The following is a 15462-nucleotide window of genomic DNA, read 5'->3' as shown; positions in this document are numbered from 1 at the left end:
TTATTTGTTGACACACCTGTACATTGAATCCAGATTGAGCGAAAACACGCCTGATGTCGTTCGCCCGGAGAGCCCGAGATGTCCACCGATCCGCTCCTGCAGCCGTACCAGCTCAAGCACCTGACCCTGCGCAATCGCATCATCACCACCTCCCATGAGCCGGCCTATCCCGAGGACGGCATGCCCAAGGCGCTGTACCGGGCCTACCATGTCGAACGCGCCAAGGCCGGGGTCGCCCTGACCATGACGGCCGGTTCGGCGGCCGTCTCCCGCGACAGCCCGCCGGTGTTCAACAACGTGCTGGCCTGGAAGGACGAGGTAGTGGGCTGGCTGCGGGACCTGACGGACGAATGCCACGAGCATGGCGCCGCGGTGATGATCCAGCTCACCCACCTGGGCAGGCGCACCCGCTGGGACAAGGCCGACTGGCTGCCGGTGGTCTCGCCCTCCCATGAGCGCGAACCGGCGCACCGGGCCTTTCCCAAGCAGATCGAAGACTGGGATATCGAGCGCATCGTCAAGGACTACGTCGACGCCGCCGAGCGCATGAAGTACGCCGGCCTCGACGGTCTGGAGCTGCAGGCCTACGGCCATCTGATGGACCAGTTCTGGTCGCCGCTGACCAACACTCTGGACGGCCCCTATGGCGGCTCGCTGGAAAACCGCATGCGCTTCACCTTCGAGATCCTGCGCGGCATTCGCCAGCGTTGCGGCGAGGACTTCCTGGTGGGGATTCGCTACACCGGCGACGAGACGTTGCCAGGCGGTATCGATGCCAATGAAGGCATGACCATTTCCCAGTTGCTCAAGGACAGTGGCCTGGTGGACTTCCTCAACGTGATCCGCGGCCATATCGAGACCGATGCGGGCCTTACCGATGTGATCCCGATCCAGGGCATGCGCAACTCGCCGCACCTGGATTTCGCCGGCGAGATCCGCTCGGCCACCGGCTTCCCGACCTTCCATGCGGCGAAGATTCCCGATGTCGCCACCGCGCGCCACGCCATCGCTTCCGGCAAGGTCGACATGATTGGCATGACCCGGGCGCACATGACCGATCCGCACATCGTGCGCAAGATCATCGAGAAGCGCGAAGAAGAGATCCGCCCCTGCGTTGGCGCCAACTACTGCCTGGATCGCATCTACCAGGGCGGTGCGGCCTATTGCATCCACAATGCCGCCACCGGCCGCGAGACCACCATGCCCCACGATATCCCCAGGGCGGCGGTGCCGCGCAAGGTGGTGATCGTCGGCACCGGTCCGGCGGGGCTGGAAGCCGCCCGGGTAGCCGGCGAACGCGGGCACCGCGTCAAGGTGTTCGAAGCGGCCGATCGACCGGGTGGCCAGATCCGCCTGACCGCCCAGAACGAAAGACGGCGCGAGATGCTCAGCATCATCGACTGGCGCATGGCCCAGTGCGAACGCCTGGGCGTGGAGTTCGCCTTCAACACCTGGGCCGAAGCCGATACGGTGCTGGCGGAAGAGCCCGACGTGGTGATCGTCGCCACCGGCGGCCTGCCCCACACCGAGATCCTCAGCCAGGGCAACGACCTCACCGTCTCGACCTGGGACATCATCTCCGGCGACGTCAAACCCGGGCGCCAAGTGCTGATCTTCGACGACGCCGGCGACCATGCCGCCCTGCAGGCCGCGGAAGTCATCGCCAAGAGCGGCGCCGGCGTGGAGATCGTCACCCCCGACCGCGCCTTTTCCGCCGAAGTCATGGCGATGAACCTGGTGCCCTACATGAGGACGCTGCAGGACCTCGACGTGACCTTCACGGTGACCTACCGCGTCGACCGGGTCGAGCGGCGCGATGGCAGGCTGGTCGCTACCTTCAAGAGCGACTACGGTCCCGTCCACAAGGAACGCGTGGTCGATCAGGTGGTGGTGAACCACGGGACGGTGCCGCTGGACGATCTCTATTTCGAGCTAAGGCCGCAGTCGAAGAACGATGGCGCCGTGGAGCACCAGGACCTGATCGCCGGCAAGCCGCAGAACATCGTCACCAACCCGGCCGGGCGTTTCCAGCTGTTCCGCATCGGCGATGCCGTGGCCGCGCGCAATACCCATGCGGCGATCTACGATGCGCTGCGACTGATGAAGGACCTGTAGTGCCGCTGCACGCCCTGCCCCGCTTCCGGATCGGGGGCCAGGGCGTGAGGATCGTCGCCCTAGTATTCGTCGGTTGTCGGCGCCTGCCGGAAGGTCTCGCTGAGCGGTACGAAGACTCCAGGCTCGGTCTCGGCATAGCCGAACTTGCCAAAGAAGCGGTCGAGCTCGCGTTGGGCAGGCCGCTCGCCGGTAAAGATGCTGGTGTAGTGCGGAATACGCCGGAAGCGCTCGGTCAGTCCCTCGTCGGTCTTCATGGAGATGTAGCCGATCTGCGTCAGGTACAGCGTGCGTGCCCGGGTGTCGGCACCATCGGCGTCGTAGCCGAAGCGCCGGAACATGGTGGACAGCGCCGCCATGCGCGTGCGGTCGGCAGCGGCGATGGCCGCCGCCACCTCTTCGGACTGCAACGCCCAGCTGCGTACCGCGAACTCGAACTGGGAGTCGAACAGCGTGTTGTCCAACCAGCATTCGAAGACGTTGAGGATCGCCTCGGCGATGCTTTCCGCATAGCTTTCGCACTGCCGGATCAGGTTGCCGGTATTCTTGTCGCGCCAACGCTCGAGCAGTGCCGCCAGCAATTGCTCCCGATCCTCGAAAAACCAGTAGAAACTGGTTCGTGACAGCTTCAGCCGTTTGGCGAGCGGCATCACCTTGACTCCGTCGATGCCGGACTCCTTCAAGGCCTCGTAGGCCGCCTCCAGCCAGCCATCGGCCGAACCCCGCCAGCCACTGTCCGCGTCCTTGTCCCGCGCCTTGCTCTGTCGCGCCATCGACCTCTTATCCCGTGCAATACTGTCCGGCAACTGTACAGCACCGCGCTTTTTCTGTGCACGAAGGTGAGTCCTGGCTTCTCGACGGTCATGGCCGTGTGAATCCGAGGCTGAAGACATGACCCTGGCGACCGCTCGCCCTCTGCTCAGGCTGGCTCCCATGCAGCGCTCCGAATCCATGCGACGTTCCAAGGGCTATCGCCGGCTCATTCCGTCCATGAACGCCCTGCTGGTGTTCGAGGCCGCCGCTCGCCTCGGCAGCTTCACCGTCGCCGCCCAGGAACTCGGCGTTACCCAGGCCGCCGTGAGCAAGCAGATCCGCTTTCTCGAAGAATTGCTGGATACCCGCCTGTTCCACCGCCTGCACAGGGCCATCCAGCTCACCCCCGAGGGCAGCGCGCTGTTTCTGGTCATGGGCGATTCGCTGCAGCGCATCGCGGCGACCTTCGACAAGATCCTCGACGGCCAGGCCGAGCACGAGATCGTCCTGGCCTGCACCAGCGCCTTCTCCCATCTGCGGATCATGCCCCGTCTGCCGGCCTTGCAGGCACTGCTGCCCGATCTCCAGTTGCGGCTGGTCCCACCGCTGCATCGCGAGGCCGACCTGGCCATCCGCTACGGCAACGGCAGCTGGGATGACGGGACGGCTACCCTGCTGTTCGACGAAGAGGTCTTTCCGGTCTGCGCACCCGAATGGCTGGCGAGCCATGCCGCGCCGCGCTCCATCGCGGACCTCTACCAGAGCCCGCTCATCGACTCGGATGCAACACTGGAAGGCTGGATGACCTGGAGCACCTGGTTCCGCGCCCTGGACCATACCCCACCGCGGCTGCGCATCGGCCTGCGCTGCACCCACTATGCCGATACCATCCGGGCGGCTACCCAGGGCCTGGGGATCGCCCTGGGCTGGAATCGCCTGGTCGCCCCCCTGCTGGCCGACGGCCAACTGATCAGGGTGACGGACTTCATCGTCAAGCCACGCGACGCCTATTACCTGGTGACACCCCATGGTCGCAAATCGGTAGCGGGCGATCCGCTGATTGCCTGGCTCCGAGAAGAGCCAGCCGTCTGCAGGCCGCTTTAGGCCAGGGTTCCTGGCATAACCCTGGCTCATGCCAGCTTAACAATAAAGCGCGTTGACCCCTTTCGGGGGCACTTCGATACTGCGGCCACACACCCCGGCCAACGTCTCCCTTGAGGTGCCCCATGGATAACGCCCCCGCCAAGAGCCATCGCGACCTGCTCGCCCAGCGCCAGCCGGGCCATGGTCTTCCTGGTGAGCTGTATGGCCGACCGGATGTCTTCGCGACCGACCTCGAGGTCTTCTACACCCGGCACTGGATCGTGGTCGGTGTCACCGCGGACATTCCCGAGCCGGGGGACGTCTCCACCCTGGACATCGGCAAGGCCTCGATCATCCTGGTACGCGACGACGACGAGAACATCCGGGCGTTTCGTAACGTCTGCAGGCATCGCGGCGCGCGGCTCAAGGAAGCGGGCAAATCCACCGTAGGCATGCTGGTCTGCCCCTATCACCAATGGACCTACGACCTCGACGGCCAACTGAAGCATGCCGCGCACATGGGCAAGGACTTCGACGCCAGCTGTCGCAGTCTCATACCGGTGGCCGTACGGGTGGTGGGTGCCCATATCCTGGTCTGCCTGAGCGACGAGTCGCCCCAGGACATCGACGCCCTCGCCACCGAGATGGCGCCACGCTTCGCCCCCTATGCCCTGCAGTACAGCAAGATCGCCTACGAGAGCGAGATCATCGAGAACGGCAACTGGAAGCTGGTGATCGAGAACAACCGCGAGTGCTATCACTGCGCCGCCGGTCACCCCGAGCTGAACGCCTCCTTCCTGCCGGAAGACTTCGGCGTCTGTACCGACGGCATGAGTCCGGAATCGCTCCAGGCCCTGGCGGACTATCAGGCGAAGAACGCCCAGGCCCGTCAGAACTGGGAAGACCAAGGCCACCTCTGTGCCGCCGTCGAACACCTGGAAGAGGACAGCATCACCCAGTTCCGCTCGCAGCGCCTGGTCATCGCCAAATATGGCGAATCCCAGACCCTGACCACCCAGGTGGCCTGCACCCGCTTGCTGGGCGACCTGACGCGCCGCGACCTGGGCGATGTGCATTTCTGGACCCACAATTCCTGGACCCACGTCATGAGCGATCACGCCGTGGTGTCCTACATCATCCCGCTCGGACCGGACCAGACCCTGGTCAGGACCAAGTGGCTGGTCCATGCCGATGCCGTGGAGGGCGTCGACTACGACCTCCAGACCCTGACCGAGGTCTGGCAGGCGACCAACCTGCAGGACGCCGGACTCGTCGCCATCACCCATCGCGGCACCCAGGATCCCGCCTATGTGCCCGGACCTCTCTCCGCCTTCACCGAGACCTACGTCGAGCAATTCACCCGCTGGTACGCCGCCCGCCTTGCGGCCCACGGGGTGTGAGGAATGACCATGACCGCGCTCACTGCCTATGCCCCCACGCAAGACAGCCGCTTCAACGAGGCCCAGACCTGGTCGGCATTTGGTGCATCCTGGAGCAGTGCCGAACGGAAGACCCTCGAATGCTGCGCCATTCGGATCGAGACCGCCGATGTCAGGACCTTTGTCTTCCGTTGCCCTGACTTCGTCGCGTTAGCCTTCGAGCCTGGCCAGTTCATCACCCTGTCGCTCACCATCGATGGCCAGAGCCAGTCACGCTGCTACACGCTGTCCTCGACGCCGACCCGTCCCTTCAGCTTCGCCATCACCGTCAAGCGCGTGCCGGGTGGCCCGGTGTCGAACTGGCTGCACGATCACCTGGAGGTCGGCAGTCGCCTGCTGGCCACGGGCCCGGCAGGCATCTTCACCCCGGTAGGGCATCCCCAGCGCAAGCTGCTCTATCTGTCCGCTGGCTCGGGTGTCACGCCACTGATGGCCATGACCCGCGCCGCCTTCGACCTGGGGAGCGATCCGGATATCGCCTTCGTCCACAGTGCCCGCACCCCGCAGGACATCATCTTCCGCGACGAACTGGCTCATTTGCAGGCCGCGCAACGTCATCTCAAGGTGTTCGCCATCTGTGAGGCGTCCGGCGCCGAAGCGGACTGGCAGGGTCCGGTCGGCCGCCTGGATCTCGCCCTACTGGAACGACTGGTACCGGACTTTCGCGAACGCGAGGTCTTCACCTGCGGCCCCCAGGGCTATATGGGCGCCGTCCAGCGGACCCTGCGCGAAGGGGGATTCGACCTCTCCCACTATCATCAGGAAAGCTTCACCATCGGCAGCCCGACGGCTTTCGTCGAGACAGTACCCACCACGGCCAGTGACGCCCTGTTCACCATCACCCTGGCCCGCTCGGGCAAGGTCTTCAGCATGCCGGGCGACCAGACCGTGCTCACCGCCGCCAAACGCGCCGGCGCCATCGTGCCCTCCTCCTGCGGTCAGGGTCTCTGTGGTACCTGCAAGACGGCCCTGCTCGACGGCCAGGTGGAGATGCAGCATGCCGGCGGCATTCGCCAGCGCGAGATAGATCGCGGGTTTCGACTGCTGTGCTGCAGCAAACCCACCTCCGATCTGGTGCTGGACCTCTAGCGGTCGCCAGGCATCGCCAATGCGCCTGCATCGGTGCCCTTCAGCAGCACGAGCCAGGCGTCATCCCGGTATCCGACCACCATATGACCGCCCGCTATCGGCACCCAGCGCAGTTGCCTGCCAGGCGCGCTGGGTGCTGAACTGACGATTGCTTCCAGCGTTTGGCTTCTGCGTAGAACTCCTGCGCGCCTGGACACCTCTCAACGTAAACGGCCAGGCCTGTGATCGACAGCGATCCAGCCAGAGGCCTTGAGAGATCCTGAGCCCCATGAGTGACCACATGCCCACTGCGCCTCGCCCCTATCGCGTCGGCCTGATCGCCGACACCCATGGCCTGATGCGCCCCCAGGCACTGGAGGCCCTGGCCGGCAGCGATTTCATCCTGCATGCCGGCGACATCGGCAAGCACGAGATTCTCGATGCGTTGCGCGAGCTGGCCCCCCTGGCCGTGGTCCGGGGCAACAACGACGACGTACCCTGGGCCGACGACATCCCCGAGCGCGTCACCCTGACCCTGGCCGACATCGGCATCCATATGCTGCATATCCTGCCGGAACTGGACCTGCAGACCGCCGGTGCGGCGGTGCGGGTGGTGGTCAGCGGCCACTCGCACAAGCCGCTGATCGAAGAGCGCGATGGCGTACTCTACGTCAACCCGGGAAGCGCCGGTCCGCGCCGCTTTCGATTGCCGATCAGCGTCGGCCGCCTGACCTTGGACGCCGGCCAGATCCAGGCCGAGATCCTGGAACTCACCCCCTGAAGGAACCCCGATGAGCATCTCCTACCACTCCTACGAACCCAGTCAGGGCCATGGCCTGCCCCATGATCCCTTCAACGCCATTATCGCGCCGCGTCCCATCGGCTGGATTTCCTCCCATAGCGAAAGCGGCGTGCTGAACCTGGCGCCCTACAGCTTCTTCAACGCCTTCAACTACAAGCCGCCGCTGATCGGCTTTTCCAGCCAGGGCTACAAGGACAGCGTGGCCAACATCGAGCGCACCGGTGAATTCGTCTGGAACCTAGCGACCCGCGAGCTGGCCGAGGAGATGAACGCCAGCAGCGCCATGGTAGGTCCGGAGGTGGACGAATTCGCCCTGGCCGGCCTGGAGCCTGCCCCCTCGACGATCGTCAAGGTGCCGCGGGTCGCCCGTGCCCAGGTGGCTTTCGAATGCAAGTTGAGCCAAATCGTGCGCCTCAAGACCGCTGCCGGCGACGAACTGGACCAGTGGCTGGTGCTTGGCGAGGTGGTGGCCGCCCATATCGACCAGCGCCTGCTCAAGGACGGTATCTACCAGACTGCCGCGGCTCGTCCCATCGTCCGTGGCGGTGGCCCGGCCGACTACTTCGAGATCACCGAATCGGCGCTGTTCCGCATGCGTCGCCCCGACTGATCGACCGGCGCTGGAAGGCAGAACGGCGCCCTTGGGCGCCGTTTTTTCTAGCGAAGTGGCTTAGCCTGCACTGACACGGAAATTGAGCCGTGGGAAATGCACCTGGATCGCACCCAGTCGCTCATCGTGGCGCAAGAGCACCAGGGATTCGCTATCGGCATGGACCAACTTGCCCACCACCGGATCCACCCCGTAGTCGATCGCGGCCACGCTGACCCGCTCACCCCAGGCAAAGCCTTCCACCGGAATGGCCTGATCACGAGGTAGCGCCTCAGGCTCGGCCGTCTGCGCGATGGCCAGCGCCTCCTCGGCCTGGAGCTCTTCGTGGGTACCGTGGCCGAACCCCAGCACTCGCGCGAACCAGGCGGCGATTTCGGGTCGTTCGTCGACCAGGGGCGCCAGTTGCGGCGTGCTCTTGAGGAACCAGAAGTTGTGGGCCAGGGCGATGTCGGCCACCGAAGGCGCGCCGAAGAGGAATTCACCCTGGCTGCGCTGCAGCTGCGTCTCCAGCCGCGACAACAGGGTCGGCAACTGCTGCCGGGCCTGCTCGGGCGTCAGCCGGCTCAGGCTGCCACCGCTGAACAGCGCCTTGCGATCATCCAGAAAGGCCTGGGCCTGCTCCGGCGGCAGACTGGCCAGGCGCGGCCCCATGATCTCCGGCTGGAACATCAACGCCACGGCGTGCTGGAACAACACCGAGTCCGCCCAGCCGGCAAAGGCGGCCACGACCGCCTCCTGGCCTTCCGGAAACAGCGCCGGTACCGCTTTTTCCGCCTCCAGGCGGCGAGCGATCAGCGCCGTATCGCAATAGACGTCCGCACCCACCTGCAGCACCGGCGTCTTGCGATAGCCACCGGTGAGCGCCACCAGCTCGGGCTTGGGCAGCATCCGCGGAATGATCACCGAACGCCAGGCGAGACCCTTGAAGCCCAACAGCAGGCGCGCCTTCTCGGCGAAGGGCGATTGCCAGTAGTGATGCAGAATCAGCTCGGACATGACAGCACTCCTGAATCAGCCGTGGGCCGTGGGCCGGACAGGGCCAGCACCAGGGACTCCTTGGCTCGTTTGGGTAGCTTCTTGATCTGGATCTCGCGGCGCAAGGCGGCCGACTTGTCGGCGCAGGCTTCGACATAGACCAGCGCCTGGGCCGGGCTGGAAGCGAAGAAGCGGGCACCACGGCCACTGCGGTGCTGGGCGAAGCGGCGCTCGGGATCATCGCTGATGCCGCAATAGAGCGCCTGGTTCTCGGCGCGCACCAGGTAGACATACCAGGTGCGCGCGGGTGGCTGGGGGATGTCGCTCACCGTCAGGCGAACCACTCCCGGGCGGTACGCCAGACGCACACGCCAACGAAGTAGATGCCACTGGCGAACCAGAGCACCATCAGCCACAGCGGCTTGTCGGGGTGCAGGAACACCATCATGGCGCTGCTGAGCAGCCAGATGGAGGTAATGGTGATGTTCACCGCCATTAGCTGACGGACGCGGAAGGGGTGCAGGAACTTGACCCGGGTCAGGGTCAGGGCGGCCAGTACCAGCACCACCGCCATGCTGAACCAGGGCGCTAGGTCCAGCACGTAGAAATACAGCGCCACCACGTTCCAGGCCGCAGGAAAGCCGATGAAATAGTTGTCGGCGCTCTTCATGTTCACATTGCAGAAACAGAACAGTGACGACAATAGGATGATGCCCACCGCCACCAGCTCGAAATGCGGCGGCAAGGGTACGAAGCGATAGATGAAGATCGCTGGAATGAAGACATAGGTCAGGTAATCGACCACCAGGTCCAGCGCGGAACCATCGAAATGGGGCAGGACCCGCTTGACCTCGAACTTGCGGGCCAGGGTGCCGTCGAGACCATCGACGAGCAGCGCAATGCCAAGCCACATCAGGCAACCCTTGGGTTGACCGTCGACCAGAGCGAGCAGCGCCAGAAGCGCGAGGATCACACCACTGGAGGTCACCGCATGGGCGCCCCAGGCCTTGGCTTTTGTCAGCATGAGCGGATGGGAAATGGAGTTCACGGGCGTCTCTCTATGATGACGGCTTCGACTGCCCGTTGCACCGCACGTTCTCACGATGCGGTACGGAATCGACAATGAAGCCGGTGAACGGCAAGGCGGACCTTGACCGCCGACCCCGGAAACCGGGCGCCAAACATCGAGGATACCGCGCCTTGAAGTCCTTTGCCCGCCTTCCCGCCGAACGCCCGTGATTGGGTTCGCAGGTAGACCGGGGCGGATGGGTGTCCACCCCGGTCGCGTCTCAGTGCAGGATCTGCCCGAGGAACAGGCGCGTACGCTCGTTCTGCGGGTTGTCGAAGAACTGGTCCGGTGCGGCCTGTTCGACGATTTCGCCCTTGTCCATGAAGATCACCCGGTTGGCCACGGTGCGGGCGAAGCCCATCTCGTGGGTCACGCACAGCATGGTCATGCCGTCCTGGGCCAGGCCGATCATGGTGTCCAGCACCTCCTTCACCATCTCCGGGTCGAGCGCCGAGGTCGGCTCATCGAACAGCATGATGCGTGGCTGCATGCACAGCGCCCGGGCGATGGCCACGCGCTGCTGCTGGCCACCGGACAGCTGGCCCGGAAACTTGTTGGCCTGCTCGGGAATGCGCACCCGCTGCAGGTAATGCATGGCGATCTCTTCGGCCTGCTTCTTCGGCAGCTTGCGCACCCACATGGGCGCCAGGGTGCAGTTCTGCAGCACGGTCAGGTGCGGGAAGAGGTTGAAATGCTGGAACACCATGCCGACTTCGCTGCGAATGGTCTCGATCTGCTTGAGATCGTTGGTCAGCTCGGTGCCGTCGACGATGATCTGACCCTTTTGGTGTTCTTCCAGGCGGTTGATGCAGCGGATGGTGGTGGACTTGCCGGAGCCGGAAGGCCCGCACAGCACGATACGCTCACCCTGGGTGACGGTCAGGTTGATGTCCTTGAGCACGTGGAACTGGCCGTACCACTTGTTCACGTCCTTGAGCTGGATCATGACCTTGCTGCTGTCGACCGGCTGCTTGTTGCTTACGTTCATCTGTTGACTCCTAACGCTTGTGGCCGGTGTTCAGCTTGCGCTCCAGACGGGCGGAATAGCTGGACATGGCAAAACAGAAAACCCAGAAGACCAGCGCGGCGAACACATAGCCTTCGGTGGATAGACCAGGCCACGCCGGGTCGGAAGTAGCACGCTTGATGCTGTTGAGCAGGTCGAACAGGCCGATGATGACCACCAGGCTCGAATCCTTGAACAGCGCGATGAAGGTGTTGACGATGCCGGGGATCACCAGCTTGAGCGCCTGGGGCAGGATCACCAGGCCGGTGGTCCGCCAGTAGCCCAGCCCCATGGCCGCAGCGGCTTCGTACTGGCCCTTGGGAATGGCCTGCATGCCGCCCCGTACCACCTCGGCGATGTAGGCCGCCTCGAAGATGATCACCATGACGATGGCGCGCAACAGCTTGTCCAGGTTCATGCCATCGGGCAGGAACAGCGGCAGCATCACTGACGACAGGAACAGCACCGTGATCAGCGGGATCCCCCGCCAGAACTCGATCATGGTCACGCAGATGACCTTGATCGCCGGCAGCTTGGAGCGGCGCCCCAGGGCCAGCAGGATGCCCAGCGGCAAGGCGCCGACGATGCCCACCGCGGCGATCACCACGGTCAGCATCAGGCCGCCCCACTCGCTGGAGGGCACCACGCGCAGACCGAAGCCGCCATACAGCAGCCAGAAGGCCACCAGCGGATAGATCACCAGCAGGGACAGACCGTAACGGGCCTTGTGCTTGAAGCTGTCGAGGAACAGCGGGATCGCCCCGATCACGGCGATCACCACGGTCAGGTCCACGCGCCAGCGCTGATCGCTGGGGTAGAAGCCGTACATGAACTGCCCGAAGCGCTCCTTGATGAACACCCAGCAGGCGCCGCCTGGCACGCAATCGGCACGGGTGCTGCCACTCCAGGTGGCATTGATGAAGGCCCAGTTCACCACCGGCGGCACGATCAGCCAGACGAGGTAGAGACCGAACAGCGTCAGGAGGGTATTGCCGACGCTGGAAAACAGGTTGCCACGAATCCAGGCCCAGGCACCGACGCTGGAGGGCGGCGGCGGCAGGTCCGGTTTGAAGGTATGGGTCTGGTTACTCATACGCGCTCCTTAACGCTCGATCAGCGCGATGCGCTTGTTGTACCAGTTCATCAGGATGCTGATGCTGATGCTGATGGCCAGGTAGACGCTCATGGTGATGGCCATGGTCTCGATGGCCTGACCGGTCTGGTTCAGGACGGTGCCGGCGAACAGCGCCACCATCTCCGGATAGCCGACGGCAGCACCCAGCGACGAGTTCTTCATCAGGTTCAGATACTGGTTGGTCAGCGGAGGAATGATCACCCGCAAGGCCTGGGGAATGATCACCAGCCGCAGGGTCAGGCCCGGACGCAGCCCCAGGGAACTGGCCGCCTCGGTCTGACCGTGGCTGACCGCCTGGATACCGCCGCGCACCGTTTCGCCGATGAAGGCCGCGGTGTAGACCGACAGGGCCAGCGCCAGGGAGACCAGCTCGGGGATGATCACCCAGCCGCCGCGCAGGTTGAAGCCCTGCAGCTCCGGCACTTCCCAGTGCAACGGCCTGCCGAAGACCAGGGCCGCCAGCAGCGGGATCCCGATCAGCAGCGCCAGTACGGTCCACAGCACCGGAAAGCGCTGGCCCGTGGCATGCCGCCGCTTGCGAGCCCAGCGCACCACCACCACGCTGGCGATGATGGCGATGAGCAGCGCGATCAAGCCGGGCAGGAACCCGGCATCGGCGCTCGGCGCGGGCATGTACAGGCCACGGTTGTTGACGAAGAAGGCGTCGCCCAGGCTCAGACTCTGGCGTGGACCCGGCAGGGGCGCGAGCACGGCGAAATAGAAGAAGAAGATCAGCAGCAGCGGTGGAATGTTGCGGAAGGTCTCGATGTAGACCGTGGCGACCTTGCGCAGCAGCCAGTTGTTCGACAACCGGGCCACACCCACGGTGAAACCGATGATGGTCGCCAGGAAGATGCCGATGACCGACACCAGCAGGGTGTTGAGCAGGCCGACGAGGAAGACCCGCCCGTAGGTGTCGCCTTCGCTGTAGGGAATCAGGTGCTGGGGAATGCCGAAGCCGGCGGTATTGTTCAGGAAGCCGAAGCCGGAGGTGATACCCCGGTTGGCAAGGTTGGCCTGCGTGTTGCTGAACAGGAACCAGCCGAAGGCCACGACGGCGACCACGGCCACGATCTGGAACAGCCAGGAGCGCGCCTGCGGATCGGTGAGCAGAGACCCACGGACCGGCGAGGACGGTTTGCTAACGTTTTGCATCTACTAGAAGCCTCATTAAATTCTCGCCCCACAGCGCGGGGAGCGCTGCAGGGCGAGAATCTGCACATCCGGAAGGTGGTCGGCGACTAAGGCGCCGAGATCAACGGACCGGCGGGGCGTACTGCAGACCGCCTGCATTCCACAGGGCGTTGAGGCCGCGCTTGATCTTCAGGTCGCTACCCATGCCGACGTTGCGCTCGAAGACTTCGCCGTAGTTGCCGACCTGCTTGACGATCTTCACCGCCCAGTCTTTCGGCAGCTTCAGGTCCTTGCCGAATTCGCCATCGGCACCCAGCAGACGACGCACGTCAGGGTTCTTGGAGTCCTTGGCCTGGGCTTCGACGTTGGCGGAGGTCAGACCCAGCTCTTCGGCGTTGACCAAGGCGAACAGCGACCACTTGACCACGGTCAGCCAGTCTTCGTCGCCACGACGCACGGCCGGTGCCAGCGGCTCCTTGGAGATCACTTCGGGCAGCACGACGTAGTCGTCGGGCTTGGACAGCTTGTTGCGCTGGGCGTACAGCTGCGACTGGTCGGAGGTCAGGACGTCGCAACGACCCGCTTCCAGCGACTTGGCGCTTTCGTCCGAGGTGCTGTAGGTGATGGGGGTGAACTTCATGCCGTTGGAACGGAAGTAGTCGGCCAGGTTGAGTTCGGTGGTGGTACCGGCCTGGATGCACACGGTAGCGCCGTCCAGTTCCTTGGCGCTCTGCACACCCAGCTTCTTGTTCACCAGGAAGCCCTGGCCATCATAGTAGGTGACGCCTGCGAAGATCAGGCCCATGCCGCCGTCGCGGGAGCTGGTCCAGGTGGTGTTGCGCGACAGCACGTCGATTTCGCCGGATTGCAGCGCGGTGAAGCGCTCCTTGGCGGTCAGGGGCGTGAAGCGAACCTTGGTGGCATCGCCGAAGACTGCCGCGGCGACGGCCCGGCAGACGTCCACGTCGATACCCTTGTAGTCACCCTTGGAGTCGGTGAAGGAGAAGCCCGGCAGGCCATCGCTAACGCCGCATTGCACGAAACCTTTGTTCTTCACCGCGTCCAGGGTAGCGCCTGCGTGAGCCATGCCGGACAGGCCAAAAGCGGCGGCGGTGGTCAGAATTGCCAGGGTAGACTTCACCATCTTCATCGATAAGCTCCACTTTGTTTATGAGTTACGTTCCAGTCGCACGGCAGCACGATGTCTCTCGCCTGATTGCCGTGGAACCCGCCCACCCGATCCCTGGGCGTCCTTCATCAAGGGATGAAGGTGACGCACTGGAAGGCGTGACGAAGCAGTGAGTCAGTGTTACCTGTTAGTGCACTACCTGGCCGCAACCTAGTTGAGGCAATTTGCGGACCAGTGAAGGCGACAACGTTGCACTTGGCTCAAACCCGGCAATCCCGAGACCTCGAGCAAAAAGCCGGCTGAATAAATTACAAAAATGCGACACGTATTTTGTGCACCATCTGTTACCACACCCATTTTTAGTGGCACCAAACTGGAGCAAAGCCTTGGAAAATTCACCTCTTGTGCTGGAATCGACCAGCGGGACCGCCGATAGCTGCGTCATTTGGTTGCACGGCCTGGGCGCAACCCAGCATGACTTCGAACCCGTTGCTGAATTATTGCAGCGCACCCTGACCACCACTCGTTTCATCCTGCCCCAGGCACCTACCCGTCCCGTCACCATCAACGGCGGCTGGGCCATGCCATCCTGGTACGACATCCTGGCAATGAATCCGGCACGGGCCATCGATCGCGCCCAGCTGGAAGAATCGGCTGCCAGCGTGCATGCCTTGATCGAGGCCCAGCGGGCCCAGGGCATCGCAGCTGAACGCATCGTGCTCGCAGGCTTCTCCCAGGGCGGTGCCGTGGTGCTGCACACCGCCTACAACACCTCCTGCGTCACCCTCGGCGGTGTCCTGGCGCTATCGACCTATGCCCCTAGCTTCGAAAACGATCAGACCAACCGGGGCGGTACCACCCCGGCGCTGTGCCTGCACGGCAATCAGGACGACGTCGTACCGCTAGCTTTGGGGCGCGCCGCCTACGACGCCCTGGCTGCCGCAGGCGTTGAAGCGCTCTGGCGCGAATATCCCATGCGCCACGAAGTCATTCCGGCGGAAATCCAGGACATCCAGGCCTGGCTGCTGACACGTCTGGGCGGAAAATAAAGGAATGCTGGCGGTGCGGTGACGTTTTTGGAAACCGGTCGACAATTCCCGTCATCAGGTCGCAAACGGAGGCTCACGAAGGGAAAGCGAACGAACTT

The 15462-nt window shown here is 64.0% G+C and carries 15 protein-coding genes; 7 read left to right on the top strand and 8 right to left on the bottom strand.

Annotated features, from left to right (window positions below; translation table 11 throughout):
• Positions 1-78: 78 nt before the first annotated feature.
• Complete coding sequence (locus APT59_RS03960; protein WP_059313656.1) at positions 79-2115, top strand: NADH:flavin oxidoreductase; 2037 nt, start codon at positions 79-81, stop codon at positions 2113-2115.
• A gap of 59 nt (positions 2116-2174) precedes the next feature.
• Here APT59_RS03960 and APT59_RS03955 read toward each other — a convergent pair whose 3' ends face one another.
• Entirely contained in the window at positions 2175-2885 is a 711-nt protein-coding gene (locus APT59_RS03955) for a TetR/AcrR family transcriptional regulator (protein WP_059313655.1), read from the bottom strand.
• Positions 2886-3045: 160 nt separating this feature from the next.
• Here APT59_RS03955 and APT59_RS03950 point away from each other — a divergent pair, with 160 nt between their 5' ends.
• The 5 genes from APT59_RS03950 to APT59_RS03930 all read left to right on the top strand — a co-directional run bounded on the left by APT59_RS03950 (position 3046) and on the right by APT59_RS03930 (position 7867).
• The gene (locus tag APT59_RS03950; RefSeq protein ID WP_059313654.1) at positions 3046-3969 is read left to right on the top strand and encodes a LysR substrate-binding domain-containing protein; all 924 of its coding nucleotides are present in this window, start codon (positions 3046-3048) and stop codon (positions 3967-3969) included.
• 122 nt (positions 3970-4091) lie between these two features.
• Positions 4092-5348, top strand: coding sequence for an aromatic ring-hydroxylating oxygenase subunit alpha (locus tag APT59_RS03945; protein ID WP_059313653.1), 1257 nt, complete (start codon positions 4092-4094; stop codon positions 5346-5348).
• 9 nt (positions 5349-5357) lie between these two features.
• Positions 5358-6476 (top strand): 2Fe-2S iron-sulfur cluster-binding protein, encoded by a 1119-nt coding sequence (locus tag APT59_RS03940; protein WP_156428925.1) that lies wholly within the window; start codon positions 5358-5360, stop codon positions 6474-6476.
• Positions 6477-6756: 280 nt separating this feature from the next.
• Positions 6757-7236 (top strand): metallophosphoesterase family protein, encoded by a 480-nt coding sequence (locus tag APT59_RS03935; protein ID WP_059313651.1) that lies wholly within the window; start codon positions 6757-6759, stop codon positions 7234-7236.
• Positions 7237-7246: 10 nt separating this feature from the next.
• A complete protein-coding gene (locus APT59_RS03930; RefSeq protein WP_059313650.1) occupies positions 7247-7867 on the top strand; it encodes a flavin reductase family protein in 621 nt (206 codons plus the stop codon).
• Positions 7868-7927: 60 nt separating this feature from the next.
• On the opposite strand, the gene APT59_RS03925 is transcribed toward APT59_RS03930, so the two are convergent.
• From APT59_RS03925 to APT59_RS03895, 7 genes are all read right to left on the bottom strand, one after another.
• Positions 7928-8863, bottom strand: coding sequence for a glutathione S-transferase family protein (locus APT59_RS03925; RefSeq protein WP_059313649.1), 936 nt, complete (start codon positions 8861-8863; stop codon positions 7928-7930).
• Positions 8851-9162, bottom strand: coding sequence for a GIY-YIG nuclease family protein (locus tag APT59_RS03920; protein WP_059316820.1), 312 nt, complete (start codon positions 9160-9162; stop codon positions 8851-8853). Before APT59_RS03920 ends, APT59_RS03925 begins: the two co-directional genes overlap by 13 nt.
• A gap of 11 nt (positions 9163-9173) precedes the next feature.
• A complete protein-coding gene (pcsA, locus tag APT59_RS03915; RefSeq protein ID WP_093254393.1) occupies positions 9174-9866 on the bottom strand; it encodes a phosphatidylcholine synthase in 693 nt (230 codons plus the stop codon).
• Positions 9867-10131: 265 nt separating this feature from the next.
• Complete coding sequence (locus APT59_RS03910) at positions 10132-10899, bottom strand: amino acid ABC transporter ATP-binding protein (protein ID WP_039976153.1); 768 nt, start codon at positions 10897-10899, stop codon at positions 10132-10134.
• Positions 10900-10909: 10 nt separating this feature from the next.
• A complete protein-coding gene (locus tag APT59_RS03905; RefSeq protein ID WP_059313647.1) occupies positions 10910-12010 on the bottom strand; it encodes an amino acid ABC transporter permease in 1101 nt (366 codons plus the stop codon).
• Between the two features lie 9 nt (positions 12011-12019).
• Positions 12020-13207, bottom strand: coding sequence for an amino acid ABC transporter permease (locus APT59_RS03900; protein ID WP_059313646.1), 1188 nt, complete (start codon positions 13205-13207; stop codon positions 12020-12022).
• A gap of 100 nt (positions 13208-13307) precedes the next feature.
• Positions 13308-14336 carry an amino acid ABC transporter substrate-binding protein gene (locus APT59_RS03895; protein ID WP_059313645.1) on the bottom strand — a complete coding sequence of 343 codons (1029 nt, stop codon included), beginning with the start codon at positions 14334-14336 and terminating at the stop codon, positions 13308-13310.
• A 383-nt stretch (positions 14337-14719) separates the two neighbouring features.
• Between APT59_RS03895 and APT59_RS03890 the strand changes: the two genes are divergently transcribed.
• Positions 14720-15364: an alpha/beta hydrolase gene (locus tag APT59_RS03890; protein ID WP_059313644.1), complete on the top strand. Its 645-nt coding sequence runs from the start codon at positions 14720-14722 to the stop codon at positions 15362-15364.
• Positions 15365-15462 lie beyond the last annotated feature (98 nt).

The sequence above is a fragment of the Pseudomonas oryzihabitans genome, assembly GCF_001518815.1.
Taxonomy (GTDB): Bacteria; Pseudomonadota; Gammaproteobacteria; order Pseudomonadales; family Pseudomonadaceae; genus Chryseomonas; species Chryseomonas oryzihabitans_E.
This window is presented reverse-complemented; position numbering and strand designations above follow the sequence as displayed.

What these genes read in the sequence shown, in the direction of transcription:
- APT59_RS03905 (WP_059313647.1), bottom strand. Translation starts at nt 12,010, where the DNA reads ATGAGTAACCAGACCCATACCTTCAAACCGGACCTGCCGCCGCCGCCC.
- APT59_RS03945 (WP_059313653.1), top strand. Translation starts at nt 4,092, where the DNA reads ATGGATAACGCCCCCGCCAAGAGCCATCGCGACCTGCTCGCCCAGCGC.
- APT59_RS03960 (WP_059313656.1), top strand. Translation starts at nt 79, where the DNA reads ATGTCCACCGATCCGCTCCTGCAGCCGTACCAGCTCAAGCACCTGACC.
- pcsA (WP_093254393.1), bottom strand. Translation starts at nt 9,866, where the DNA reads ATGCTGACAAAAGCCAAGGCCTGGGGCGCCCATGCGGTGACCTCCAGT.
- APT59_RS03910 (WP_039976153.1), bottom strand. Translation starts at nt 10,899, where the DNA reads ATGAACGTAAGCAACAAGCAGCCGGTCGACAGCAGCAAGGTCATGATC.
- APT59_RS03950 (WP_059313654.1), top strand. Translation starts at nt 3,046, where the DNA reads ATGCAGCGCTCCGAATCCATGCGACGTTCCAAGGGCTATCGCCGGCTC.
- APT59_RS03930 (WP_059313650.1), top strand. Translation starts at nt 7,247, where the DNA reads ATGAGCATCTCCTACCACTCCTACGAACCCAGTCAGGGCCATGGCCTG.
- APT59_RS03940 (WP_156428925.1), top strand. Translation starts at nt 5,358, where the DNA reads ATGACCGCGCTCACTGCCTATGCCCCCACGCAAGACAGCCGCTTCAAC.
- APT59_RS03955 (WP_059313655.1), bottom strand. Translation starts at nt 2,885, where the DNA reads ATGGCGCGACAGAGCAAGGCGCGGGACAAGGACGCGGACAGTGGCTGG.
- APT59_RS03935 (WP_059313651.1), top strand. Translation starts at nt 6,757, where the DNA reads ATGCCCACTGCGCCTCGCCCCTATCGCGTCGGCCTGATCGCCGACACC.
- APT59_RS03900 (WP_059313646.1), bottom strand. Translation starts at nt 13,207, where the DNA reads ATGCAAAACGTTAGCAAACCGTCCTCGCCGGTCCGTGGGTCTCTGCTC.
- APT59_RS03895 (WP_059313645.1), bottom strand. Translation starts at nt 14,336, where the DNA reads ATGAAGATGGTGAAGTCTACCCTGGCAATTCTGACCACCGCCGCCGCT.
- APT59_RS03925 (WP_059313649.1), bottom strand. Translation starts at nt 8,863, where the DNA reads ATGTCCGAGCTGATTCTGCATCACTACTGGCAATCGCCCTTCGCCGAG.